The following is a 26,049-nucleotide window of genomic DNA, read 5'->3' on the forward strand; positions in this document are numbered from 1 at the left end:
TTCTAATATGAAGAAAAGAGATTCTACACTACTTTTGGGATGTCCTATATAACAATTCAATCCCTATTTTCATTGCCTGAGTCATAGTCTGATTATGAGATTCCGCATATTTCTTGAGTGCCTGATATTCGCTTTCTGTAAAACGTACAGTTACTCTGTGCAAGCTTGGATCATCGACCGTTGGTCTTCCCATCTTTGCCATGTATATGCATCCTCCTTCATAACATGTATTAATCACACTTCATGTCGGACATTTTGTCAATAGATAGTGTTAAATTTCTTATGTGTTTTACTAATTACTCTCTTATACGAAATGTCTCCAGATACTCTTCAAAAATGTCACAATTTACTAATACGAGCTTATTTAGCTTATATATAGCATTAGCTTCTTTTGCCATTTCTTCAAATTTAGACTGACACATCGAGTACAACTCAGCACCTACTTTATATCTAACAAATCGCTTCTGATTTATTTTCTTCTGCACATAGCATCCCCTCCTTTATCGAGCACTCTCGGAAACTCTACACGTCCTGAGTTTGCTCATTTTTTTAATATTTTGCTTTTAGCTTTCACCCCTATGTTTAATGCATTTTATTTGATATTTTTTCAAAAAGTAGTTGACGATCGGGATAGAACAGTACCTCAATGTCGCGAATTGTTAAAGATTCTGGAATTGGCCATGCCAGTTCACGCGCTTCTGTTAGCTTTAACACATCAGAAACGGTATTACGTGAGCAACGGATACTATTTGCAATACCCACGTTGCTAAAATTCAGACTTTTCAGTCTGATGATTTCTCGATAATCAACCATGGTTATCGTCCTCCTAAGTGAATTTACACATATATCATGTGCATGTATTCATTATAGGAGTTGCACTGGAGAGCGGAAATACCTGCTCTGTAAGTGGTAAACTATAACCAGCAGATTTAGGAATATGCACCCTTGCGTTTTTTTTACCGAAAAAGACAGCAAATTCAATACTTTAAGATCTGTTCAGCAGGTACTATTTATATAACGATAAAGAAAAAATGTGAATATTGTTGCAATCTGGAAGTGTTATTGAATCTAGTTTCTTTTCATTCTTCAATTTTATGACTTTAGCAAAGATATGCCCCTTAAACCACTCAATTAATTCTATGCCACTTTTTGTACGATGATAGCTATTACCTTCCCAGACAACAGATTCTCCATATAATGGAGTTGACAGCGACCAATCTGACATATTAAATGTTACAACTTCAACATTCTCTTCACAATAATTTAAAACAAGTTCGGCTGATTGGTTCCCCCACTCGGCACAACCAACAAAAACAATATATGAATACTGACCTTCTGGAAACGAAATGCTTTGTTTTGAACATGAAATATTATCATTATCCGTATCCGTAAGAATTGGAAATTGAAATTTAATATTATTTATATCCCAGTATTGATTATTAGGTAATCCTTCTGCCAGAATAAACTCTTCTATCCCTGTTAAATCAGCCTTACTATTAGAATTTAAATTTAAACTAAATCCTTTATTATTAAAATATGCTGAAATATCTATATAACAAACATCTTTTCCCTCTAATTGTACAACTTCTAAATCTTCTAAAATATCATCATTATTCTCAACTTGTATAAAAGTCAAGTCGTCACTAGTATCTATTATGTTCGTCAACTGTTTACATACATTTTCTTCTAGCTCAGCGAGTTCATTTATCTTTTCAGCTACAATTTCTCTTTTTGCTTCAAAATTATTCTTGTATATAGACTTATTTATTATAGTCCAAATACATAACCATCTATCTGATATCTTTATAAATTTTTCTGAATATTCTTTTAGTGGTTTTGCATTATGATAATTTACAAAATAATCAAGTGTACGTGAAAACAAAAATCTTGAACGATGTAAATTTTGAATTTTCTCTACTAGATCAATATCCCCAGTATTAAGGTTCTCTCTGTTGCAAATCATATAGTTATGTGCATTTCTTAAAAAGTTAGAAACTTCTTTCATTTTTCTAAATGCATCACTGTTATTTAACTTACAAGTAATTTTTGATATGATTCCTCTCCAGTCAAGCGTACTATATTCATCATGACTAATTGAAAATGTTTGCATTCCTCTATATCCCAAAAGAAAAACTTCGTATGGTATTTTAGAAACTTCATTCAAATAATGAACATCAAGACAATATACATTTTGTTCCGTATCATCATATCCTACGATTAAAAAAGGGTAATAATTTTGCTTTTCATTGGAAAATGACCATGGAATATTCTCCCCTTTTATACTAGTACAAATAGGATATCCTTTATTAATTTCTGTATAAATAGTTTGCATAATTGTAGAATTATCGATAAGCATGGGATCATATGATCTCACTTTGATTCCATGGTATTGCTCTAATAATAGAATATCATCGCCAGCAGTATCAAGTGTTATTCTCTCCCCAATTAATTGGGGTTTATGTTTTGAATCTTCTATCAAATCGAATTTCCAAAATTGCGAAAACATCATTTCAAAACGTCTTCCCAACCAAACAGCAGTAGTCGCTAGTATAGTTTCATAACATCTCATTTCACGATTTTTTTCAATTTTAATATCTAAGATCATTTTTTGTTTTGAAATATTAAAATATGCAATACTTCTACTCCTTTCTTTTTATAATTGTGTTTCACTTGCTAAAATTCTTATTTTTAATAATGCTGGAAACTCCTTATTAATGATGACTTGTAAAAAATCTGAATAGTCAAAAGTTTGTTGCCCTAAGAAGCCTGCAAATCTTCTGAAATATCAGGCTGTTCCTGCTTGTTTTGAATAAATCGTATTATGCTTAAATTGGGCTTTTTATCCATAATTCGAAAAATATTCTGCCTTAAATAGCACATTACTGTTGCTTCAGACACGATAGCTTTGGATGGTGTCCGTAGAAATCGAAATGTTTTGTCTGAATATCTTTGGAAAAGGAAAGGGATATCATTTGAAGCAGACCCATTGCAATGCAGCTGAACATAACATACCCTTCGATGGCTTTGACTGTCAACTGGATTTTTTCCTGTTCCTGGGGATTGCTTATGTCTTCAATTGGAGGCTTTTCATTCTTTTTTAGATATCGTTTCAATTTAGGCATGGACTTACTCCAAAATTGATAGCTGAATCCACCAATCATCTGCTTCAGCTCACGAAAGATGCATTCGATTTTGAATCGATTCTATAAAGGCGTATGATTGCGGCAGAGTCTAGTGTAAGGTCAGTACTAACTAGAATGCATTGTATATTGTTATATTCTACCAGAACAAACCGTAATTCCTTATAAAGCTTCTGTCCCCACAGTAGGTTAGTGCAATAATAACGGATAGATTCCTGCTTTCCATACAGCATTGCAGTTGTTTCATGGAACTCATTTGATTTACTGGAAAACAGTTCCTTTAACTTCACAGTATCACCTTTTTTGATGGCCTGCCTCGGCCGGGTTTCTTTTCCTTTGGCTATTGATATGCCATACAGGACTTTTTTGCTTTAGAAATAAGGTGCATTATTGCATCTTCCGAATGATTGCACTGTTCCAATTGTACCAATGCAGGAACAGAAAGAAAGTAACGGTTAAGTAAAAGAAGTGATTTGCCAAATGTTTTCGCAGCCTCATAACCATTTTCAATCATCTGAACCATATGAGTACGGGGTTGTTCTTCCTTTGCTTTCCAAGATAGAATAGTCTGGATACCATCTTGAAAATTGACATGAAGCGGAATACAAAACCATTTAGAAACATTTCCTGCAAGAACACCAAACATGTACCCGAAGATGTATTCAGGTTTTGAGGAGTTTTCGGATTCCTGAAATAGTTTTTTAACTCCCGGCATATGTCTGCCTTCTTTTGCTTGCTTCACACCATCACCAATGAGGATAGTGTACCCTTCTTCTTTATAAAGAGGAGCAGAGGAATTTACAACTTCAAACCACTTGAGCTTGATTGATTCAAGACTCCAGGAAGAAGCACGGAAGAAATGATTCATAGTATCATAAATCTTTGAACTCAGGGCAAGGTCACGAATAACGGAGGTAGTTCCAATCTTATCGGAACGAATCATAAATCCAACAATAATTACGACAAACCATTGAAATGCTGATTGTCTGGAAAAGCACGATTTAAAGTTGTTAAAAATTTTATCAATATATTCAAGCATAGTTTATAGTCAATCACTCAAAAGTATGGTAAACTAACCACTAGATAACTCTTTTGACGATTTTTATCCTTTATAGAGTAGTGACTTTTAGGATACTATAAAATGACTTGAAAGGGTTATTTTTTATTGAAAACTTTTGACTGTGCAGAAAATGTAGGTAACTTTATTATATTCATATATATTTTTCAAGCATGTCGTTTACCTGCTGAACTACTCTTTGACAATTATCAAATAAATAAAAATGGTTTCCAGGGAAGCTCAATATATCCGTATTTCCTGAAATATAGTTATTCCATTGTATCATTTTACTAGGTTCTATTTCGTCATCCTCCATGCCATAAAAAAACGATGCATTACAATCTAATTTATTATTATGATATGAATATTCATACAAATTTTTAAAATCAGTTTTAATGATATTCAAATATAAGTTTAATAACTCATCACTTTCAAAGAGTATTTTGGGTGTTCCGCCTAGTTTTATAATTTCATCGCATATTTTTTCATCGGTTTCTTTATATACTGAAGCTATTCTAGATATATATTCGGGTGGTTTACTACCAGAGAAAAAAAGGTGTACAGGCATTAGATCATTTTGGATCTGTATTCTTCTAACTAATTCATATGTTAAGATACTTCCCATACTGTGCCCAAAAATTGCATACTTTCCTGTATAAATAAAAGGTCTTATTCTAATATATAAATCAGTTACCATATCCTCTAAGCTCTGACTTAATTCCTCTGTTATTCTTCTTCCCCTTCCTTTTAATTCAAGTGGTATGAATTCAATATTGTTATCTAAATATTTTCTCCAAGGATAATAGCTAATCGAACTCCCTCCTGCATGCGGAATGCTAAACAATCTAAGATCATTCAACCTTATCACCTCCAACTTTGTATATTACTCTGTCCAACACTTAGCTTACATCTTCAACAATTCATAATCACTATAATTAAAAATAGTGGCATATTCATTGTTATTAATTGCAATTAAAGTCTTACATTTTTTCAACTATAGTACCCTGAAGCTATTGAATATAATAAAATCATACTACTATTTAGCATTTTAATCCGCTTAATCTCTTTTTCTTATTACTTTGATGTTTTAGATCATCAGACTATACACATTAACTACATAATAAATTATGATAGATTAGTAACTTTCACTGCTCGAAGAATACTTGCCTTTTCAACTTCTCTTATATCTGTAACTTTAAATCCACATTTATTCAATATATCTGAAATAGATGAAACCGTATCAGGGAACGCTCTGACATTATAGTTATCATATTCAAATACCTTCTTAGAATCCTTCTCTATAGATACGATAAGCTGTCCTTGATCATACAATAAACTATTTATTTTCTTAACTAATTCTTGTTTATTCTCAATATGAAAAAATGTCAAAGTAGAATATATCGTATCAAATTGATCATCGAAATCAGTTGTTAAGATATCACCTAATACTAACTTTACATTAGAATAGTTCAGCATATGCTGTTTTGCCCGTTCAATCGTTTTTTCAGATATATCTATTCCCCAAAACTCTTTACAGCCAAACGACAATGTTATTAATGCACATCTCCCAGTTCCAACACCAATCTCTAAGATTCTCTTCCCTTGTGTTGGCTGTATCAAATTCCAAAATGTCTCACCATCCCATAAATCCATATACGCTTTCAATTTCGGTGGATCATTCACCGGATCATTCTCATTTTGTATCAGCATATCATAATGTTCTTGTACCGTCATAAATTTTCTCATAGCCAAACCTCCTCTTTAAGTCAAGTACCGTTTTATCAGTACTTGCATTTATTCTTTTACTTAGTTTCCTGTAATCTATTGCTATGAAATGCGCTGGAGCTGAAGTAACTACTCATCAGAACAAAAGAGCACTCGCACTAACTTCTCGTAAATTCATTCGTTTGATTTTTGGTTTACTGGCTAAAAATCAGCTTTACTCTAGATAAATACATATAAACTGCATCGAATTACATTCTGTTTTGGGTGTAGGTCTTATAAAGTTACCCGTTTTTCTGAAAATCATTTGAATTTCTTTTCATTTTGTTCTTGACATATTACCAAATTGCTTCTATATCTACTTAGCATTTTGTATCAACTTTATTTAAATAAATTCAATAATTGTGTTGCCGTGCTTTCTTCCACATCAGCAATTTTATTTATGTATTCTGCTACAACTTTCATATCATTATTAGTATCCGAATGGTATGCTGATTTACCAATCATTAAAATAACATTCCTCCACCAGTTGCTAATTTTAATGATATTATTCTTAGCTTTCATATATTCTTCTATATTATCATATTTCTTATATTCATCTAATAAATTATATAAATTAGTTCTCCCACTTGATACACGAAATAACTGTCGATATATAGGCGCTAAATGTTGCTCGATATAGCCCTTATGTTCAATTTCAAAATTGATATTTTTTGAAATTTCATCTGCAAACTTACGTATTTCATAAAATGTAGTTACTCCACTTTGATCAAATATACTTACTACAGCATGATATATCAGCTGATCCCAATCCACCTTCGGTTGCGTATCAGTATCCGTTCTAATTGAGTAACACTGCTTGCAGCTTTGTTTTAGATCGCAATAATCTATTTTGTTTATTTCAAAATTCCAGTAAGGATCTAAGCAATACATTACCTTATGATAAGTATCATTCTTAATAATCAAAATGCAATGATTCATATGCTGTTTTTGATACCCCAATGTCCATGGACACCAAAAAGAATCTGTCTTAACTATCCACATTGTATCCTCATCTGAGTATTTCTTCATAACATTCAATACTTCTTCCAAATTCTTTGTATCATAACTTTTAATTGCAATACCAGTATTGATCTTAATCTCGTCAAAACCTCCTGACCAACCAGTAGACAATCGAGATCCTAAAGAATCTGTATCATACTTCTTATCATTTAAATAAAATCCCCATGAATTTGGAAATGTCAAATGATAATCTCTCTTATTAATAGCAGCAAAATTGACGATTAGCAATTGAAAGCAACTAAATATCCTATCTTGTATTAATACCTGTTTCAAATCAGTCATCTGAAGCATATCCATATCCATCATAAACAACCCTCCTAAATCATGGTGTTTTACTAATATACATTTTCCTCATTCATAGAAATTTTAGTGAATATCTCTGGCGAAACTATATTTTTAATAAGATCAAAGCTATAATCACTAAATAGTCTATCCCTAAAAGGAATTGTCAATTTAATCTTGTCCTCGTTTCCTAAACCAATAACATCTAAATATATATGACATAGACGTTGATGAAGGGCTTTTTTCTTCCTCATATCCCACTTCATTTTCCGCAATATTTTCTGATTCCTTTTTTAGTGAAAACGCAGTACCACCTGGTGTAATACTACTTCCTCCGCCTGCATTTTCGCCTGTTCTCGAAGCTTCCACATTTCCATGGTTGAGGAAGGATTCTGTGGCTTGTGTTTCTTTAGATAGGATTCCATTAACTGATCCAGTAGTTGGTTCGCCTCTTCGTCCACCTGATTCATCTTCTCTGTCAGCTTCCCAAATCGGTAAAGGGAATTGTACCGGCTCCTCTGATTCTCCTTGAGATAATCCATCGCCATTCTTCCGTACTTGCCCAGTGTGCTTACTGTTTGCTCCTGCTCCGACGTCTCCTGAATATCCGGATACAGTAGACCCTCCACTTCGTGATACGTCATTTTTGCCATAATACGCATTTCTCCTTTTCCCAGACCAATTGGTCTGTTTTTCAATGGTCTTTAAGTTTCTGCTAAATTCTTTCAGAACACTACAGGAGACATCGCATACGAGAGAACCAAGGCGGTAAACAATCTCTTCCTCCTGGATTGTTACAATTTGACTAAAATCCTGTTCCTCCATTGATAAGTCAAATCCACATCTTGTTCCTACAGCATACATTACACTCCGGTATAAAAGCTCTTCCATACCAGTTTGCTGTTGTAAGCCCTCGCGTTTTGTACGCGCTCTGTTAACGTCTCTCTCACCGTCCTGGTTGTTCCAGGCTTCTGCAAGGAGAGTATCTTTCTCGTCATCTGGCGCAAATTCCTTTATCACACTACCTGATAGCTGCTTTAATTCATGGAGTCTTTCTGAAAACTCTTCCTTTATTATAGTCCAAACATTTGTTCCTGTAAATAATTTTAGCAAGTTTTTTAACTCATCCCTGCTGGTGCTTTCAAGCTTTTCAATCTGTCCTTCTGCTGCTAAAAAATCCAAATAACATTTGAGATTCTCCCCCTCCAAATCCCATGTCAGTTTTACGTCTCTTCCTCCTGTGTCACTGATGTCAAATACATATCTCATTCTGGGATTCAATGCCTGTGAGGGAAAGATTGCAATACCTTTACTTCCCCTCTTTACATATCGTTCTACCATCTTCCAAGTATCATAATCTGCAACCAATGTAGACTGGGGACGCTGGGCATATATCATAATAACATTGTCAAATTCATACCGATAAAGCTGCCCGGCAAGCCTTAATACCTCCTGCCATTTCTTTGGGGAGCTTGTGATTTCTTCCATCTGTTCATCATAAATGACTTGTACCTTATAATTTATGTTCACTTAAGCTGCTCCTTTCCGCTAAATTTATCCCTCTGCACTATTTTATCTTTGCTCCAAAAAGTTCCTTGAACAGCTTTAGTTCTTCTTTATCAAGGGGGATGGATAACTCCTGATTCCTAACCTTTTGATTCTTCATGCCTTCCTTCGCCTTGATTTTTCTTACCAATCGAAGCAGAACATAGCACTTTTTTGATAGTACAACACTTTCTTTCCATGTCATATCGTTGGCTTCCACTAAATGCTGTGTCTCACTAATTTTCCTGAAAAGAACTTGATTTACTTCTTTTATTTCCTCTATGGCAATTACTACTGATGCTGTTGCAATACCGGATCTGTCCCATTCCTTATGAAGCTCCTTTAGGAGAAACCCAATCGTATTTGTAATTTCTTTCCCGTTATTATTCATTCTACAATCCTCCATCATCTGCTCATTCCTTCCTTTTGTTCAATGGGTGTAAAATCTACCCCTTTCATATCCTCTGCATCCAAAATAATTCCCTGTGCATAATACAGTGCCATTACCATATCAATGGCTTCTCCAAGGGATTCTGCCTCTACTTTCTCCACCCTTGCTAAAACCTCCTGAATTTCAATTTCATACTCTTTTGCCACTCTACCTCGCCCTTCCTTTCTTGGGAACCCTGTTCCCAGTAAACCCATGGTCATACCTTCCTTCTTCCAGCTTATCCATGAAAACTTCTGCCTTTTTGGTGCCAAATTCTTCATACATGGATGTTCCAACGGCTTTCTTAATAGTATCCGATAACAAATCATCTTTTACCAGCTTCTGATACTGCTTAAATTTTCTCTCCAGCCTATTTCTATAGCCGGATAACCCTTCCACCCGTTCCGTTGTCCCGTACTCTTGTCTGATATAGTGAAAGTCTATGGTAGATGGTGTGGAGGAAAGGTATATCCCATGTCCCCATTCCATTCCGTATGTATAATTAATTTCACTTGCCCCCTCACCCTTATGGGTTCTTTTATAAAACTCCACGCCAATTGCTACAATAAAGTTTCCGGTTACTTCCTCCATTAATAAAAGATTTTTAGGAGACAAGGTTTCCATCACCCGGTAGTCACTCCCATTGAAATTATGAAGAATCTCCCCCTGTTCAAATGCTGCTTCCTGTAATTCATAATGAAAGCCGCTGTATTTTCTTCTCCCCTTCGTATCAATCCCCACTGCCATAAGTTTCTCCATACAAAGGGAGCTGCTCCGCTCTGAATCAAATGTCCAACTCTGATTCGTACTGTTGTAACCGCCCTGCAAAAACTTTATTAACTGTTGTTCCTCTTTGCAGTATTTTGTAGAGATTGATTTCTCGGCTGTTTTGTACTCTATCCATTCCATCTCTGTGCCTACTGTTCTTCCCAACGCCACCATTCGCTCTGCCACCTCAAGCGGTAACGCTTCTTTTTCTACTGGTGCAAACTTGATATAATCCGGGGTGGTCATAAGAGCATTCATCTCTTCACCTCTTTGCTTTTCTATTACAAGAATCATTTCATTGATTTCCATCATAATACCCGTGCCTTTCATTTTCTGATGACCTATTCAAAAGTGAATAGGCCTTAATAAATAGTTTGAAGGTAATTTTCTTTCCATCTTTCCTCCAATCAAAAAAAGCAGAACCACAACGGCTCTACCTGCTTTACTTCCTTTTTTATTATCTGTATCTATGGTCTACCAATCAATACAATCTTTCCGATATTGGGAATCTCTCTGTAGACTACCCCATATTTTATGCTTCGTGCTTCCACCACCTTTCCACCGCCTACATAAATCGCCACATGACTGATATCCCTATATCTTCGGTTATTGGTATAGCTGTAGAAAATCAAATCTCCGGGCTGTATTGCATCCAAGGTTACAGTCTTTCCTGCTTTTTCTAGCTTCTCTCCCTCTGCCGCCGCAGTGGTTGCACCACCATTGCTGATATTCACTCCTGCACTTTTCCAGCCATAGTATGCCAAAGAGCTGCAGTCATAATAATTGCCACTATCCCGCAGTTCCTGACTATAAGGATACCCTACCCGGTGAAGTACATAGGAACAAACTGCCTTTTGCCTGGTATCTGAAATGCTTGCTAAAATTGCATTGATTTCTTCCTCGATTAAGGAACCAATACCGGGTTCTCCTTCCTCTTCACTACCAGACCATCCCAGCATGGACAGGTACTCTGGACTCATAATTTCTTCCAACATCTCTACTTCATCCTTGTTAAATCCGTATTCCGAAATCATATCCCGGTAGGATTTTAAGGATATATTCACGTAAAGATAAGTGGTGGTCAATGTAGAGGTAGTTCCGTCTTCCTCGGTAACAGTCTCTGTTTCAGCACCTGTGGAGGTAGTGTAAGAGCACATATCCTCCACTACTGACTTTAGCCATGCTTTTGAAGTATCATTCATAATGGTTGCGGTATCACCAACTCCATACTTCACCATATATACTGCTAAAATATCGTAATAATTAGAAGGAATGGCGTCTGTCCCTTCGTAATCCACATATACAATCTGCCCTTCCTCATATCCCACATGGTCACTGGCTACTGTAGTTACCTCCCGGTTAAATTCTGCCACATATGCACTTGTCACTGTCTGAACGGTATTTCCCGTTTCAAGTGGTGGAAGAAACAGGGCAAACGGTGAATTATATAGAACAGCAACCACCGCTATCACTGGAATTGTAATCATTGCCACAACAAGAACCAATAATAAAAGCACCAATCCAATCATCGGTGCTACCGTCTTAATCCATTGAAAGGCTCTTTTTGTAACCAGGTCTTTCATAAGCTTTGCAATACTATCCTGTTGATTCTCCTGTGCTTTCATCTTATCCAGGAAAAATGCAAGCTTTCGGTTTTTATTTGCTGCCTTGGTATCCTTTGCTTCCATGGCTATTCGCGAAGTATATCCAGAAGCTAATTTCTTTTTGATACCCGTTACCCTTCCCATACTCCCTGCTACTGGTGTTGTTTTTCTTGCTGTGTCTGGGGATATTGTTCCAGGTTTTGTAGCTCTCTCTGCAGTTTTTCTTTTTCCAGTTTCGTTTGTTGCTTTGCTTGTAGTCTCTCTTGCAGTTTCTTTGGTAGATTTAGTTTCTGATTTCTTCCCAAGTTTCTTTTCTGCTTCCACCTTTTTTCTCTCTCGTTTCTTTCGCTCCACTATCTGCTTTTTGAGAGCATTAGCACTTAGATATGCGATTCCTGTTACAGGACGGAATGCTTCATGAGCCATGTAGGTTGCCTGCTGTATTTCCTTACCACCTTCCATCTGGTCAGTTGCAACCCTTGCACCTATTGCTCCGGTTTGTTCTGTAATATGGAGATTGGTCTGTTTTCCTTTAATGGATTGGTTTGACTCCTTTGCTTTCTTTTGAAGCTTTCCTTTATCTGGTTCTTTGACATTACCTTCTCCATGTACTGTACTTTTTAGATGAATTTTCTTTGGCTTTTGATTCCTGTATTGAGGGCTACTTTTTCCTGCTTTACTAAAGTTCTTATTCACGGCAACTGCTTTAATCTTGGGACTTCGGGTTCTTGTGTATATGTTCCCTCCTTTTATAGTAACACTCTTTGGTTGATGGGAATGAATTTGGTTTTTTTGCTTGGTATGGATTACCATTGGTTTCTCTTGGATTTTCTTAATGTTCATGTTTTTCACCTTCTCTCTGAAATGAAATAAGCCATTGCAAAACTAATAAGCTCTGCAATGGCATTCATAAGTTCATATTCTATTGATTTGATCATTTTATTTCAAGCAAATTCAAGACATTATTTTGTATAATACTCATTGGAAAATATTTTATTTGAATGCTCATCATTCAATACATTTTCTATCGTATAACGTTAACGAGTTCTCTATGCTTTTAAATAACCTTATGTCAAAATAAAGTGCAAACGATGCAAGCGCAACAAAACTTCCAATCTTTGTTATAACAGCACCTATTGGAATCTCTATGTTTGCGCTGAGCTGAAATATTGTCTGAATGGGAAGCATGATACCAACCAGTGTACAAACCGTTAACAGGATTGCGAGTAAAATATAACCCATACCATTTTTCTTCTTTAGCATGAATAAGCAAATTAATGCAGTCGGACCAATCACCCCCATGTCAAGTACATAAGTTATTTGCGTTGTATACACTTCAATAAGTTGCAGAGATTGACTGTGAATGAGCGAGACTATAATATCCGGAAGCCACGCCACAATTAACGCAATGCCTGATAAAACAAGAAAAATTCGAATTCCAACTTGAGGTAAAGTTCTTTCCATACTTTTGATAAGCAGTGAAGAATTAATACTCCTAATAGCCAAAATCAATCCAAAAAAACTTAGAGAAAATAGCATGATGTAGATTAACTGAAGAAAATTGTATGTAACTCCAAATGCAATACTAGCCGAGTAATAGGTAAATATTGAAATAACAGAAGTTAAAAATAACCTGCTTTTCAGTGTCTGTTTTTTCATATCCAGCACAAGTGAAAGAATTAAAAGAGGTAATGCAACACAAAGAATTGTAAAGTCAGTCCCTCTAAATATTGGTGCCATAAAATAGGAATCATGTGCGTAAAGACCATCTCCGTAAATTCTTACGATATCGCCATATTGATTTGTAACAGTATAGGTCTTCCCACCCGTTGTGTAAAAAAGTCCGGTCAAAGTTGTGAGAAAACTTAAAACTGTAATCAGTACAGTAATTACATGTAACTTTAAAACTTTTGGTGGGTTCATTGTTTTTCCTCTTTTCATGATTTGCTAACTGTGAAATTTTGGGTAAACCTTGCAATCCGCTCATCAAAGTATTTCGTGGTACTCACTACATCCCCTTTGATTTTCTTCATAATAAATCGATCCAAAAAGCGCATCTTTTCAAATGTAAAAGCATACCCCAGCACATCCTTTGCAATGGCATGCTCAAACAATTCCTTGGGGAAGGCACCTAATAATTCCTTGTTAAGCTCTTCCTCCTGTGGCGCCCCGGCACAGAGATACAAACCAATATTTTTTGATAATAGTTCCTTTAAATTGGATATAGCAAATGATGTCAGCTCCTTTTGAATTTTTCCAATGTAAATGGATCCGCCAAGAATTATGTTATCAAAAGGGTCCAACGACGGTACACGTTCCGTAACAATATTAATACTTTTGCAATCACTGGCAAGCTTTCCTTGTATTTGTTTTGCTACTTCGGCTGTGCATCCATAGCGTGTAGTATACAAAATTATGCTTTTCATTCTTCCTGCCCCTCCTGTTTATCAATCATTTCATAGACTTCCGGTTCTTTTATTTTTTTCATAAATATAACTACACCGAATAATACCAAAATGTTAGCTAAGGGGAAAATGACAATTTCGAAAACCGACATTTCTACTCCTGCAAGAGCTTGATTGATTACCATTGCTGTGAGTGATGTCAGCATGGTGGCACCTTTCATACACATAACAGAAGCAAGCAGCAATCCAACTGGTTTTCTACCCATTAATAAAATGGCAGCCAAAAGGGAAATAGGAATGACAAATCCCAAATCCATCACCTGTATCACAAGGGTTGTATAATGTTCCAAGCCAGGTGGGGTTTCTTTGCCAATCAAAGGCGGAATAATTCTCCCTGTCCACATCAGTGCAATGGCACAGGTAAAAATAATCATTAAAATACCGATTGTCTTAACAGGAATTTCATCACCAAACGCCTGCCCTAGTTCCTTCCTGTCAAAAGAAATCATGACCAAAACCAGAGCAAAAAAGCTTAATGACATCAGTGCTACATAAACAAGAAATAAATAATTATACATGCAGAGAAAGGAATAGGACATATAGGTATAGAGAAAATATGCAAGTGTTCCTGCCAGTAAAATTCTTGCTCTTATGGATTTCTTTCCGGCAAGCATACAGGATACGATAAGCAGTGGAATTCCTAGTAACACTGTCACTAAGTCTTGTGCTATGGCCTGCGCTGCTGCCGCAATAGAGTCATTTTTATAAATACCTTTACCATATAGCGGAACCGTCTCCTCATGAATGGATAAAAAGGTCTGCCCCTCTTGACCTCCTCCTGAGAGTACTCCTATAATACCAGCTAGCAAGGATAATCCCACAATGAAAAAAACAAGTACACAGATACTTTTTTTATATTTCATCCAATTTCTCCTAATCTGTTATATTCTTAATTGCTGAAAAAATAAACTCTGCTGCATTGTCAATTAATTGTTGTTGCTGTTCCTCCTCCACTTGTTCAATAATCAATCGCAGTGCGAGTCCAAACGCAAGTGACCAGATGATTTGTGCTGCCATTTCTATTTGATTGTCAGCCTTTTGCTGATAGCCTGGCAGTTTACGCAAGGTATCACACAACATACCAACCGCCGGACGTTCTTTCGCAGCTCCTCTTTGTAAGACCGAAGTATGTGCCAGCACAGTCTTAGAGTCACTTAGCATGACACTTTTGTAAGCATCTCCCATCTGTACAGCCAATTGAATGAACCGTTTACTCCCCTCCTTTAGCTTTTCTTCTGGTGTTATTTCACTAAGATCGCTTAAGGACAATGTTTCCAATATTTTTTTATAATTTTCTCCAATGAGAATTTCAACAATTTCTTCTTTGTTTTTGAAATAATGATAGATGCTTGCAGGTGAATATTCAATCATGTCTGCAATCTTTCGTATTGATATCCCATCTATCCCACTGCTTGCTACAATTTTGCGGGCAGCATTCAAGATTTCTTCGCGCATTGCTGCTTTATCTCGTTCTTTTCGTTCTGCAATACTAATAATAATCCCTCCAAACTATACGCTGTTTATTTATTAAACACTGTTTAATATACAGTATTACTGTTTGTGTGTCAATATTTTTATAATGAAAACCAAATAAAATAAGCCGTCAAGGAATTTTACTTCTTAACGGCTGGGTATCAATACTCTTATTCTGTTTTTATATAGCTGAAAGCTTTATCACTAAGTTGGGTTTATCATGAAAGATAAGCTACCATAATATATTCTTCTTCGTTTTCCTCAAAAACAATAAATCCAACTTTTTCATACATTTTTACTGCATAATTTTCTTTCTGGACAGACAAAGAAGCTTTTGAATACCCTTCTGCTTTCAGCAGTAAGAGCATTTCTTTTAACAAAGCGGTTCCTATCCCTAATCCCCTGTATTCTTTATACACAGATATTGCAAGAGAGGGTGATTCATCATCTATGTGCCCATAGTCCTTCATAATTCGCACCCAAACAGCACCTATAATCTTTTCTTCTACCTCTGCAACAAGAGCTTTGTCATGCTTTGAGTTTCCAAAATCATAGGTATATACTTGCATTTCAGGGGACTTAATTATAGATTTGAGCGGTGGGTCTGTTCCTTCAGGAATGTATATTGCTTCATACAAAAAATCATTTAGTAAGGGGTATTCATCCCTTTTCATAGTTCTTATTGTATAATCCATATTTTATCTCCGGGTTCGGGCTTATTTGACCAAAAATTTGAAATTGACATAGATATGATGGAAGAAATTAAATATCAATACAAACTTTAATGTTGCCTATTTGAATTTCTGTACTTTTACTTTCTTGTACTTTTTTATCTAAATTATTTATTGCCTTTTCTGCAACTTCGATCGAATCATCCACGGATTTATCATCAATTTCCTGTTTAGTAAACCTAATTGCATTATATGGAGACTTCTCTCCGTTTTTCTTCTTAACAGCTGAATTCAACCTATCAATATCTTCCTTCTCTAAAATATTTATTCCAGCTTTTTTCTGTTCTCTTTGCATAAAACTATTATTATGCGTTTTCTTGAGTTTTGAATGAATTTCAGCATTAGCTATATTTTTCTGTTTGTCATCTGCCATTGTATTTATTTCTGTGCATGTTCAGTAGCCTCCATTGCCGTTTGTTTTGCTTTTCTATTTAATGCTTTTTTCGTACCATTATCAGCACTATCAGTTGATTTAGATGCATTTGACAAGGCTTTTGCTGCCTTTAAATCTTGATATGCTAATTCTCGCTGCTCAACAGAGTTTTCATTTTCAAAATTCAATTCATTTTTACTCTCTTCCTCTATTTGAACAAATGCAGGTTTTGTTAAATAATCATTAAAACTCATTTTTCTCCTTTATTCACATTTTATTGATCTAATATTTTTTATAAATCTAAATCTTTGTCCTAATAAGTTCATATTATATTATGACATATGAAAAATTATTTATAATTTTCTACTCTATAGTCATCATCTCATGCTCATTAGCAACTTGGAATTTATCGTTCTGACACGTATTTTTTTATTTCATCCGAATTTAATTTCCGCACCTGTGTATTTGCATATTCTCTGAAATCTTTAACATTAAAAACCGGGTTCATGCTTTCACACCTTTTTCCTTTGTTCCTTTTCAGATATAATTCCAGCTCCATGCTATTGGCAAAAATCTTGTATGACAGCCTGCCTTCTTCACTCTTTATCTCATAAATACCACATGCTTTTTTCATGGTATAATCAGCAGTGCGTAAGTATAATTTTGCAACCTCCAGTGACTTAAATGGAAAATTCCACCGTTGCACTCCTCGCTTTGGGTCACTCTCAATACAAATACACCTCCCACAGGTTCCACAAATGTACTGGGTGTGTGTTTCCAAACAATCTAAAGGATTTAGTAAAGGTGTTATTCTATTTTCATCAACATAACATTCGTCACACATATTTATTTCACCTCATATATTTTAAATTTCTCATTCTAACCGCTTCAAAGTCATCGCGATATGAAATGCTCCGCTTTTATTACCCATTCCCATCTAATTTCCCATAGCGTAGCTTGCGTTGTAAGGAATGGATGCGACTCTCCATCATAACTACAATCTATATCAAATATATTCTCCCAGCTTTTTTGCTTTTCTGCTTGGGAATAAATAGCTTCGTCACGGTACGGAAATATGATATCTCCGTTATTCAAAACCACATGCCAATAATCAAAATCAGAGAGCAATACAAACTTGTCCGGGACATCTATTGTTAACAAAACAATTGGAGAGCCCTTCTTTCCCCAGTGGCGACCATGGATTCTCATATCAAGCCTTTTCCGTTTTCCTTCCCATTGATACCATGCCCATACAGGAAAAATAACGCCTTCTGGCGAATTACCCATACGTTTGGTCATTTGGCTTGAAATCCATAGATAGGCTTCTTTAAAGGAATCGTCACAAATGCGTGCTTCATTTGCTCTAAGCACTCCTTTTTTTCTCATTTCTTCATATGCACACTTATGCTGTATTGTCCATAAAACCATAGTACCTCCATAACTTCATTTACACCTGTATCACCTATCAATTCATTTGTCATCTTTAACTCAACAGCAATACATATGGTAAATGCTTTTTATTAACACAATTTACATAAAGGTTAATTGCGCCTTGTGTCTCCTCAATATCTGCATAAGTTTCATTTGGAATCCATTTTTCACTTTTTCATCCAAATGGTTTTCATATAAAGTTGAACATCTTTATATGAATTCTTCCAGCCATTTTCTAACGATTTCAAAATCTCTCTCTTGCATAAATGGATGCTCACTGTTCCCAGAAATTGTTAAGCTACAATTATGTTGTTCCACAAATTTCTGAATTACATCTTCCGATTGCATATTGTCTTTTCCACCATAAAGAATAGAAGTCGGAAGATTCCATATTTCTATTGGGTGATTTATGACGTACTGATAGTAATCCCAATGCAATAAATCAACTGGCGTGGAAATTTCTTTTTCGGTAAATAGCTTTTCCTCCGTTACCTGAAACCACGTAAACATCTGCCGAATCAAATATTCCATATCTAATATAGGTGATTGGAACAGACATTTTGTAAAGTTTCTATCTGCATATGCATGCAAGCTAAAATAAGCCCCTAAGCTGCAAGCATATAAAGAAACTTCCTTCCATCTTGAAAATGTATAATTGCCTATGGCAGTAAGGTCATGTATCCCATTCCAGATATCACAACGATAATTACCATCTTTTCTTTCCCCATGTTCTGGTAAATCAAAACTAATGGTTTGATATCCATTTTTTTCTGCAATTTCTGCAAAATTTTCTGCATACTCTTTGCAAGACATTTTACCGTGAACATGAATATATGCCTTGCCTGATTCCTTGCCCCAAATAATTGCTGGGATGTTATCTATTTTAACTTTCTGAGCTTTCATTTTTACCTCCACCTATCGAGGTATTCCCCTCCATAGGTTCTTTAATTTAAATTTATTTGACATGATATATCCTCCTTTCTCGGCTCTTTTACAAGGTTCCTTCACTGCAACATTAAATCCTAACTTTTCAATAAACAGGCATCCTGCTGACACCTGTTTAAAGTTTACCACAATCAACTACGATAATCTATTCTTTTTCCTACATATGACAAATTCGACTTACTTCTCTTTCTTCGCATTTATCTCATGTATATTCGTATTATAAAGCCGATACAGCTCCGTCTCCTTACTAATCTGATTATCAAACGGAATCACTACAGAACCACACTTCATCAGTCCCATCCCCGATGAGGTATTCGTGACAAATCGAAGCTGAGCCTCAGATACCCCAATGACCTCCGACATTTTGGAGCTGTCCGAATTTGCCTGCTTTAATAGTGCAACGAATTCAGAATTGGCAAGCATGGTAGTTGCCGTATAATCTTGAAGCAAATCCACTAAATTTTGGGTTATTCCAGTGCACAGACCACCTTGTTTTCTTACCTTCTTCCAGAGCTGTTGGAGATACTTTGCCGAATATTCTGAATTTAAGAGCACATGAATTTCATCAATATAGAGCCAGGTTGCTTTTCCCTTCTGACCATTTTCTACGATTCTCTGCTGAATGGATTCCATCATAACCAGCATTGTAATGGGGCTTAATTCGGAACCTAAATCTCTGATTCCATAGACGGTAAAGCGATTGTCTACATCCACATTGGTTTGGTGGTTAAAGATATTGAGTGAACCATTCACAAATAGCTCCAAGGATAGTGCAATGTCCTTTGCCTCTTCCTCTGGCTGTTCTAAAAGCAGACCATAAAAGTCACTCATTACCGGAATGTACTTTTCTTTACTACGAGCAATATCCAGATACAGCTTTCTGACACATCGGTCAATAATAGACTTTTGGCGGGAATCTAAGCTATCTCCAATACACTGTTCGCAAAGCCCCAGCATAAATTCTCCCTTTTCCCTTACCATCCCTTTGGAATCGTTTGGATCAATGCTCCATACATCCAGCTCCAGGGGATTCACATAGTGATCCGTATAAGTGGACATATTTACAACGGTTCCGCCGTAGGTGTGTGCAATGTCAAAGTACTCATTCATGGGATCAATTACAATAATTTCATCTGTTCCGGATAAATAAACAGAACCCATCTCCATCTTACAAAAGAAGGATTTCCCGGAACCTGGTACCCCAAATACAAAGCCATTTCCATTAATCAGCTTCTTACGATTCCCGATATTCACATTCTTTGAAATCTGGTTGATTCCATAATAATTACCGGTTAGGTCATTTAGCTCCTGTACATTAAAAGGCATAAGCACGGCAAGGGACTGAGTTAACAGTGTTCGCATGGTCTCCACCTGCCTCACCCCTATGGGAAGGGCGGTATTTAATGCTTCTCTCTGCTTTAAATAATGGGTATCAATGGTACAGCTGTTACGCTTTCCAATGGTCTTTACCGTCTCGCAGACACTGTCCAGCTCCTTCTTGCTTTCTGCCATTAGAATAATGGTGACTGCCACATAAAAAAGGCACTGGTCATTTTCACGGACATCATCCATAATGGCTTCAATCTCTTTTTTCTCCGTTCTCTTGGCATAAGAGATTTCGGTAGCAAAGTCATTATTCTTATTACGAACTCTCTGCTGTTTAATAATATCCGATTCAATACCAAGGTATTTCCTTTGGAGCACTTTGGTAGTCAAATCCTTGGGCACCGGCACCACATCAATGCTGGTAATGGAATGTACGGGCAAGGAGGTAATCTCGTTGATAAACCGATCCGATAAGCTACTTGGATACTTCTTGATAAAAAGTGCCCTGCAATATTTGCTCTCATCCTCAAAGTAATCTGGAAAATACTTTATCATGCCATTGCAAAGGTCATTTCTAAAATCACTTCCTATCTTTTTCCCCTGTTTGATGTCAAAATCAAAAGTCCCCTCTTTTCCTAGATGATAATAGTCATGAAGTACATGAAGTCTCTCATTTCCAGATAGGGGAAGAATTTCAGCTCCAAGCTCTGTAAAAGCCTTATGTATGGTTGCCTCTAGCGTTGCAAACTGTGCCTTTGCTTCTTCAAAGTTCTTTCGCTCAATGGTAATGGTCAGGTATCGTTCCTGTTCGATTCCCTGTCTTCCTTCTAATATCTTTTCTTCAATAATGTCATTGTAGATTTTTCGGAAAGGATTAAAATCATCCTCCTGCTCTCTAATCAGCACCTTTTCTCGTAGCTCCGCCATGTTCTTATTCTTATTGTTGATTGTTATTTTGTAATTACAATCCAATGAATTTAAAAACTTACAGTATCGTTCAAAAATGCCAATCTGCTCCTCTTCCGTGGCAGTGGTATAATTAATATCCTGAAAGCGGTAACACTTGGAGTACTTGTTTAAGGATGTTTTTCCACCTTTACTCACTTCAAATATCCCATTCTCTGCTACTGCCATAATCTCAATGGTTTCCTGTATGGATTTGGGCGTTTTAAAAAGTGGTTCACTTCCTTTTTTCAGTTCCTTAAATCCATCTGTAAATAAACCCATTTTATCCAACCTCGCTTTCTGATTATAAGCACAGCCGGGGACAACCCCGGTCATGCCTGGATTGTCCCGACCTTTTTGGTCAGACAATGGTTACGAAACTATTTCCTTTGTAATCTTAAGGATTGCCATACCGGCAATCAATACAACTACAATTCCAATACTGTCAAATAGAAGCTTTTTTGTTTTTATACCCCATATCCGCTTCAGCAGACTCAAAATCAATCGTTGAAAGTGCTTTTCTTTCAACCTCTTTTCATGGCTTCAAATTTCTCCTGTTTCCTTCGTTGTTCTGAATCTGTTCCTTTACTTGCTTTCCCTTCCTGTCCCTATCTGCTTTTTGTGTGTTCCGCTTAAGCTTCTGACCAACTCCGCTGTCTTCCTTCCTAAGTTCCTTGATTACCAGTTCCCCTTCCGTGGAACCATAAGTAAGAGCCTTATTGCCAAACATAAAGTGAAGCTTTCTGCTCATATATTCATAAAAATCCATTCCGTTATAAGAATAGAATCCTCCCAGGGCAATGGGTGCTACACAAGGTATTGCCACATAAGCAGCTCCGGTCAGACCAATATAGCGGTATAAAAGCAGTACCATACCGCCACCCACTAGAATACTGAGCGCTGAAAAAATAAGTTGCTTTGCAGATAATCCAAGAATTATAGATTCCTGATATCGGTCTATATCTTTGTTTATTTCAATAATCAAATTTCCCCCTCCTATGAACTTACTTCTTCTGTTTCTGCTTTTTCATTGCACCACGTTTACAATCCAAATGCTTTACTGGTAATTGTCTGTGCTCCCTTTACACTTCCCACCGTCATTGCTATGGTAAATGTCATTTCACATAGATAAATCAATGTTTGCGCCCAATCTGCATACCCACCCGTAAAAGAGGGAAGTCCCGCATTTACAAAGGCATTGCATACTACAATAGCAAGTGCCATCATGACTGCCTCAAGTACTACAGATAAGAAATATTTACAATAGGTCACTACCGTATTGCTGACGGTTCGATTGCCTCCCATAGTTGAAAAGGCAAGTGCACCAAGGGGTACCAGGATTAGTATTTTTAGGAAACGGAAATACACGGTGTATATAATAAAAAAGCCACAGATAATGATGATAATGGATAAAAGTGCCGTGAGAATTAGCATAACCAAGCTTTCTCCAAAGCCTAAATTCTTAATAATATCTGCCTGGGTACTGTCAATCTTTAATGTCGTTGTATTTCCTGCGGATATGAGCTTCACCAGATTCCCAATGGAAGTAAAAAAGGCTTTCATAATGGTTACATTATTTGCGACAAACCATTCCGCCAGCCCCAAGCGAATCAGCATACGAAGGATTACTTCAAACCGCATCTCCTCCCTGACATCCACGCTTTCCGAGCAGAAACCAATCACAAAAAACAGCACTACCAGAGAAGAACCAACTGCCACAAAAATAGGTTCGATTCCTTCTATTACACCCCAGGAACCGCCTCCTTTAAACTGAACCGGAGACTGCCCAAGCATGGAAAACACCAAGGATATCTGGTTATTCCAAAATCCAAATACCATTTCCAGCAAGGCAAGGATTTTGTCTCCTAGTTTGAAAATGTCCATTCTTATTGTTCACCCCCTTCCTTTTATCTGGGGTGTTTCCACCCCAGCCTTTCCATATCCGATTTCTAAAATCCTAAGAAGGATAAGACTGCTGAAATACCTGCCATCATAACACCTGCTACAATCCCTTTAAGGGCAGAGTTCATAGTAGAGGAATCCTGCTGCTGATATGCCTGTGCAAACTCCATAACATTCTTTGCCAGGATAATAACGCCCACCGCACCGATTACGGCAATTACTAATGTTTTCAAATTATCCAGTGGCTGGGTCACTGCTGAGGTACCGGATGCCGCAAAGCAAGTAGTACTGGTCAACATGACTCCCGTTATTACTCCTAACGTTGCCGGAGCCAATCTCTTCTTCACTCTTGTGAAAAATCCTTTCTTTTTTTGTTTCACTGTAATGTCCTTCTTATCTGTAACTGTAATCTGTGCTTGTTTCATAAAATCCTAATCTCCTTCCAGAATTGGTGGCAGAAAAAGAGCCAGTATCAAAGCGTTCCTTTGATTCCTGGCTCGTTGTTTTCTGCATTATTTTGTACCATCTATTTTTACAGGATTGCTCCTGGTTGTTGGGTTATCCACTGTTTTTTCATATACCTTCTACTTTACCTATTACGATAGCATTGCTTCCTGTGTTTCCCGAAGGCTTCTCATCTGCTGGATTGAAACTTCCGGATAAAAATAGTTCATTATCTTTGCCTTTGGAATTCCTGCTGCCATTGCTTTTCTGACCTCTTCCTTTTGCTCCTCGGAATACTTCCAGTGAAGCATACGATTGGAAATGGTGTCCTCCCAGGTTGGCTTTTTTCTTTCACTGGTTGGTTTTCCTTCCTCTGAGTCACTGGGAAAATCCTCTGTAAATCCAAGCTTACATTCCTGTGATTCATCCATATATTCCAGTTCCTGTCCTTGTTGCCCATGGCATAACTCCCTCTGCTCCTTTTCATCCAGCTTCTGAAATCTTTTTCTAAGTTCCTCGTCACCAAGCAGTTTTAATTCTTCATAGGTGAGACTGTCAATGTAGACATTTTCACCCTTTTCTTTGCGCATTTTATAATGCTCCATGGACTTCTCTGACAAGATTTCAAAAGACGAACCCAGTAGATTTGAATTCTTACTTGTTGCATGGGTATAGGGGGTTCCTTTTCCATCTGCTGTTTGTTCAAACATCGGGTGAACAAATGGAATATACTTGTTGTCCATAATGGGGTCAAAGCCACGAATAAATACCAGGCACTTCTTATTATCCAGTTTTCTCACTTCATCTGGCAGAAACAGTTCCCTTCCTAACACATCATAATTTCTCGACGAACTTCCCTGACGCCCCTTGGTTTCCCCACTGGATTTCTTATCAATAGTACCCTTGCCAAGGAGTTCCGACACATATTTATGGGTTGACTGCTCATTTCCACCAAGGTAAATAAAGGTGTCACAATTTCCTGGTACAGTTTCCCATGTATCCTTAAACAGTGCCTTTAGCTGGGCAAAGTTCTGAATAATAATGATGGAGGAAATTTCTCTGCTACGCATGGTGGATAGCAAGGAACAATAGTCATCCGGCAATGCCACATTGGCAAACTCATCAAGCATAAAGGTCACATGAATTGGCAATCTGCCACCACAGTTAAAATCTGCCTGATAATAAAGTTCCTGAAATATTTGGGTATACAGCATTCCAATAATAAAATTGTAGGATTTGTCAGCATCCGGAATAACGCAAAAGAGAGCTGTCTTTGTTTTGCCATCTCCATTTACTCCAATCCCAATATCAGCAAGATGCAACTCATCCTTTGATAGAAGCCGCAGCACCTTTTTATTTTCCAAAAATGCCAGTCTGGAATTGGCGCTAATCATAATGGAACGAACCGTGTCCCCTGCTCCTCGCATACATTTATTGTATTGTTTTACTGCCGGGTGACTGCTGCCAAGAGGAGACTGATCCTCTAAGAATTTCATTCGCATATCCAGTCTGGAGGGTTTGCCCTGTTCTTTTACTTCTGCTTCTCCAAGTAACTTTAATACGGTTTCAAAATTTCTCTTTGACGGCTTTTCCTCCAGCCACACATAATAGAAAATAGCTTGCAGAAACAATCCTTCTGCCTTCTCCCAAAATGGGTCTGAAGGTGTTGCGCCCTTGGGTGTGGTATTGACAATCAGGTTGGTAATCAGCTTGACTACATCGGTTTCTTCTCTGATATAGGAAAATGGATTATAACAATCGGATTGCTCCATTTCTAGGAGATTAATTACTTTCACCTGATATCCATTGTTCTTTAGCATCTGCCCACAGCTTCTAAGAATCTCCCCCTTGGGGTCGGTACAGATAAAGGAACAGTTCCGTGGCATCTGCATCAAATTAGGTTTTACCTCATAAAAAGTCTTTCCAGCACCAGAACCTCCACAGATTAAGATATTTCCATTTAATTTTAGCTTTCTAAAATCCAAGGACATCTTTACATTCTGGCTTAGAATTCGATTGAAGTGTTCCTCCTTATCCATCAGCACTTGGTTTACCCGCTTGGGATTTTCAAATCGAGCTGTACCGTATTCCTTACCGGGCATATAATTTTTCTGACTGGTGCAATACATAACAATAGCCATCCCATAGACTCCTATGGCAATGGCTACTGCTTTTATGGTATAGGAATTATAATAATTGTCAAAAGGAGCATCACAAATTCTTTGAAACCGACTTAGAAGTTCCTGTACCTTGATTCCCTGCTCCCATGCTCCTCCCATCAGATACCCCAGATATCCGGCAAATACTCCTCCAAGAAGAAGGAACCCCACCGAGTGTTTCTTTTTCCTTGTCTTCACAACCTACCATTCCCCCTTTCTTCCCTGGGTACGTTTTGAATAACTCT

At 36.9% G+C, this 26,049-nt stretch carries 31 protein-coding genes; all 31 read right to left on the minus strand.

Features of this window, described 5'->3' with window-relative positions:
* Positions 1-28: 28 nt before the first annotated feature.
* The 31 genes from acsn021_RS19355 to acsn021_RS19495 all read right to left on the minus strand — a co-directional run bounded on the left by acsn021_RS19355 (position 29) and on the right by acsn021_RS19495 (position 26,002).
* Positions 29-202 (minus strand): CopG family transcriptional regulator, encoded by a 174-nt coding sequence (locus acsn021_RS19355; protein ID WP_184093179.1) that lies wholly within the window; start codon positions 200-202, stop codon positions 29-31.
* A 94-nt stretch (positions 203-296) separates the two neighbouring features.
* A complete protein-coding gene (locus tag acsn021_RS19360) occupies positions 297-485 on the minus strand; it encodes a DUF6462 family protein (protein ID WP_184093180.1) in 189 nt (62 codons plus the stop codon).
* A gap of 97 nt (positions 486-582) precedes the next feature.
* The gene (locus tag acsn021_RS19365) at positions 583-813 is read right to left on the minus strand and encodes a hypothetical protein (RefSeq protein WP_184093181.1); all 231 of its coding nucleotides are present in this window, start codon (positions 811-813) and stop codon (positions 583-585) included.
* Between the two features lie 193 nt (positions 814-1,006).
* The gene (locus tag acsn021_RS19370) at positions 1,007-2,479 is read right to left on the minus strand and encodes a hypothetical protein (protein ID WP_184093182.1); all 1,473 of its coding nucleotides are present in this window, start codon (positions 2,477-2,479) and stop codon (positions 1,007-1,009) included.
* Between the two features lie 400 nt (positions 2,480-2,879).
* The gene (locus tag acsn021_RS22940) at positions 2,880-3,122 is read right to left on the minus strand and encodes a hypothetical protein (protein ID WP_243167885.1); all 243 of its coding nucleotides are present in this window, start codon (positions 3,120-3,122) and stop codon (positions 2,880-2,882) included.
* A gap of 44 nt (positions 3,123-3,166) precedes the next feature.
* On the minus strand, positions 3,167-3,430 hold the full coding sequence (locus acsn021_RS22945) for a hypothetical protein (protein ID WP_243167886.1): 264 nt from the start codon (positions 3,428-3,430) through the stop codon (positions 3,167-3,169).
* 50 nt (positions 3,431-3,480) lie between these two features.
* Positions 3,481-4,179, minus strand: a complete 699-nt coding sequence (locus acsn021_RS22950; RefSeq protein WP_243167887.1) for a transposase — start codon at positions 4,177-4,179, stop codon at positions 3,481-3,483.
* A gap of 172 nt (positions 4,180-4,351) precedes the next feature.
* A complete protein-coding gene (locus tag acsn021_RS19380) occupies positions 4,352-5,056 on the minus strand; it encodes a thioesterase II family protein (protein ID WP_184093183.1) in 705 nt (234 codons plus the stop codon).
* A gap of 266 nt (positions 5,057-5,322) precedes the next feature.
* Positions 5,323-5,943 (minus strand): class I SAM-dependent methyltransferase, encoded by a 621-nt coding sequence (locus tag acsn021_RS19385; protein ID WP_184093184.1) that lies wholly within the window; start codon positions 5,941-5,943, stop codon positions 5,323-5,325.
* Positions 5,944-6,300: 357 nt separating this feature from the next.
* Entirely contained in the window at positions 6,301-7,287 is a 987-nt protein-coding gene (locus acsn021_RS19390; protein WP_184093185.1) for a hypothetical protein, read from the minus strand.
* A gap of 147 nt (positions 7,288-7,434) precedes the next feature.
* Positions 7,435-8,793 carry a hypothetical protein gene (locus tag acsn021_RS23310; RefSeq protein WP_330601778.1) on the minus strand — a complete coding sequence of 453 codons (1,359 nt, stop codon included), beginning with the start codon at positions 8,791-8,793 and terminating at the stop codon, positions 7,435-7,437.
* Positions 8,794-8,830: 37 nt separating this feature from the next.
* Positions 8,831-9,199 (minus strand): hypothetical protein, encoded by a 369-nt coding sequence (locus tag acsn021_RS19400; protein WP_184093186.1) that lies wholly within the window; start codon positions 9,197-9,199, stop codon positions 8,831-8,833.
* 14 nt (positions 9,200-9,213) lie between these two features.
* Entirely contained in the window at positions 9,214-9,453 is a 240-nt protein-coding gene (locus tag acsn021_RS19405) for a DpnD/PcfM family protein (protein WP_207725145.1), read from the minus strand.
* On the minus strand, positions 9,407-10,336 hold the full coding sequence (locus acsn021_RS19410) for a hypothetical protein (protein WP_184093187.1): 930 nt from the start codon (positions 10,334-10,336) through the stop codon (positions 9,407-9,409). The genes acsn021_RS19405 and acsn021_RS19410 overlap by 47 nt, the downstream gene beginning before the upstream one ends.
* A 137-nt stretch (positions 10,337-10,473) precedes the next feature.
* Positions 10,474-12,453 carry a C40 family peptidase gene (locus tag acsn021_RS19415; RefSeq protein WP_243167888.1) on the minus strand — a complete coding sequence of 660 codons (1,980 nt, stop codon included), beginning with the start codon at positions 12,451-12,453 and terminating at the stop codon, positions 10,474-10,476.
* Positions 12,454-12,618: 165 nt separating this feature from the next.
* A complete protein-coding gene (locus acsn021_RS19420) occupies positions 12,619-13,533 on the minus strand; it encodes a hypothetical protein (protein ID WP_184093188.1) in 915 nt (304 codons plus the stop codon).
* Positions 13,534-13,547: 14 nt separating this feature from the next.
* A complete protein-coding gene (locus acsn021_RS19425; RefSeq protein ID WP_184093189.1) occupies positions 13,548-14,036 on the minus strand; it encodes a flavodoxin domain-containing protein in 489 nt (162 codons plus the stop codon).
* Entirely contained in the window at positions 14,033-14,938 is a 906-nt protein-coding gene (locus acsn021_RS19430) for a hypothetical protein (protein WP_184093190.1), read from the minus strand. Before acsn021_RS19430 ends, acsn021_RS19425 begins: the two co-directional genes overlap by 4 nt.
* A gap of 10 nt (positions 14,939-14,948) precedes the next feature.
* A complete protein-coding gene (locus acsn021_RS19435; protein WP_184093191.1) occupies positions 14,949-15,530 on the minus strand; it encodes a TetR/AcrR family transcriptional regulator in 582 nt (193 codons plus the stop codon).
* Between the two features lie 236 nt (positions 15,531-15,766).
* Positions 15,767-16,243 (minus strand): GNAT family N-acetyltransferase, encoded by a 477-nt coding sequence (locus acsn021_RS19440; RefSeq protein WP_184093192.1) that lies wholly within the window; start codon positions 16,241-16,243, stop codon positions 15,767-15,769.
* 67 nt (positions 16,244-16,310) lie between these two features.
* Complete coding sequence (locus acsn021_RS19445; RefSeq protein ID WP_184093193.1) at positions 16,311-16,652, minus strand: hypothetical protein; 342 nt, start codon at positions 16,650-16,652, stop codon at positions 16,311-16,313.
* Positions 16,653-16,657: 5 nt separating this feature from the next.
* Positions 16,658-16,906 (minus strand): hypothetical protein, encoded by a 249-nt coding sequence (locus tag acsn021_RS19450; protein WP_184093194.1) that lies wholly within the window; start codon positions 16,904-16,906, stop codon positions 16,658-16,660.
* A 152-nt stretch (positions 16,907-17,058) separates the two neighbouring features.
* Complete coding sequence (locus tag acsn021_RS19455; protein WP_184093195.1) at positions 17,059-17,496, minus strand: hypothetical protein; 438 nt, start codon at positions 17,494-17,496, stop codon at positions 17,059-17,061.
* Positions 17,497-17,546: 50 nt separating this feature from the next.
* Positions 17,547-18,080, minus strand: a complete 534-nt coding sequence (locus acsn021_RS19460; RefSeq protein WP_184093196.1) for a DUF3841 domain-containing protein — start codon at positions 18,078-18,080, stop codon at positions 17,547-17,549.
* Positions 18,081-18,293: 213 nt separating this feature from the next.
* Positions 18,294-18,986, minus strand: coding sequence for an alpha/beta hydrolase (locus tag acsn021_RS19465; protein ID WP_184093197.1), 693 nt, complete (start codon positions 18,984-18,986; stop codon positions 18,294-18,296).
* A gap of 219 nt (positions 18,987-19,205) precedes the next feature.
* The gene (locus acsn021_RS19470) at positions 19,206-21,581 is read right to left on the minus strand and encodes a VirB4-like conjugal transfer ATPase, CD1110 family (protein WP_184093276.1); all 2,376 of its coding nucleotides are present in this window, start codon (positions 21,579-21,581) and stop codon (positions 19,206-19,208) included.
* A gap of 90 nt (positions 21,582-21,671) precedes the next feature.
* A complete protein-coding gene (locus acsn021_RS19475) occupies positions 21,672-21,827 on the minus strand; it encodes a hypothetical protein (protein ID WP_184093198.1) in 156 nt (51 codons plus the stop codon).
* A gap of 7 nt (positions 21,828-21,834) precedes the next feature.
* The gene (locus acsn021_RS19480) at positions 21,835-22,284 is read right to left on the minus strand and encodes a PrgI family protein (RefSeq protein WP_243167889.1); all 450 of its coding nucleotides are present in this window, start codon (positions 22,282-22,284) and stop codon (positions 21,835-21,837) included.
* A gap of 56 nt (positions 22,285-22,340) precedes the next feature.
* On the minus strand, positions 22,341-23,183 hold the full coding sequence (locus tag acsn021_RS19485; protein ID WP_184093199.1) for a hypothetical protein: 843 nt from the start codon (positions 23,181-23,183) through the stop codon (positions 22,341-22,343).
* A gap of 65 nt (positions 23,184-23,248) precedes the next feature.
* Positions 23,249-23,626 carry an electron transporter RnfA gene (locus acsn021_RS19490; protein WP_184093200.1) on the minus strand — a complete coding sequence of 126 codons (378 nt, stop codon included), beginning with the start codon at positions 23,624-23,626 and terminating at the stop codon, positions 23,249-23,251.
* A 171-nt stretch (positions 23,627-23,797) separates the two neighbouring features.
* Positions 23,798-26,002 carry a VirD4-like conjugal transfer protein, CD1115 family gene (locus acsn021_RS19495; RefSeq protein WP_184093201.1) on the minus strand — a complete coding sequence of 735 codons (2,205 nt, stop codon included), beginning with the start codon at positions 26,000-26,002 and terminating at the stop codon, positions 23,798-23,800.
* Between the last annotated feature and the right edge of the window lie 47 nt (positions 26,003-26,049).

The organism is Anaerocolumna cellulosilytica, assembly GCF_014218335.1.
Lineage (GTDB): Bacteria > Bacillota > Clostridia > Lachnospirales > Lachnospiraceae > Anaerocolumna > Anaerocolumna cellulosilytica.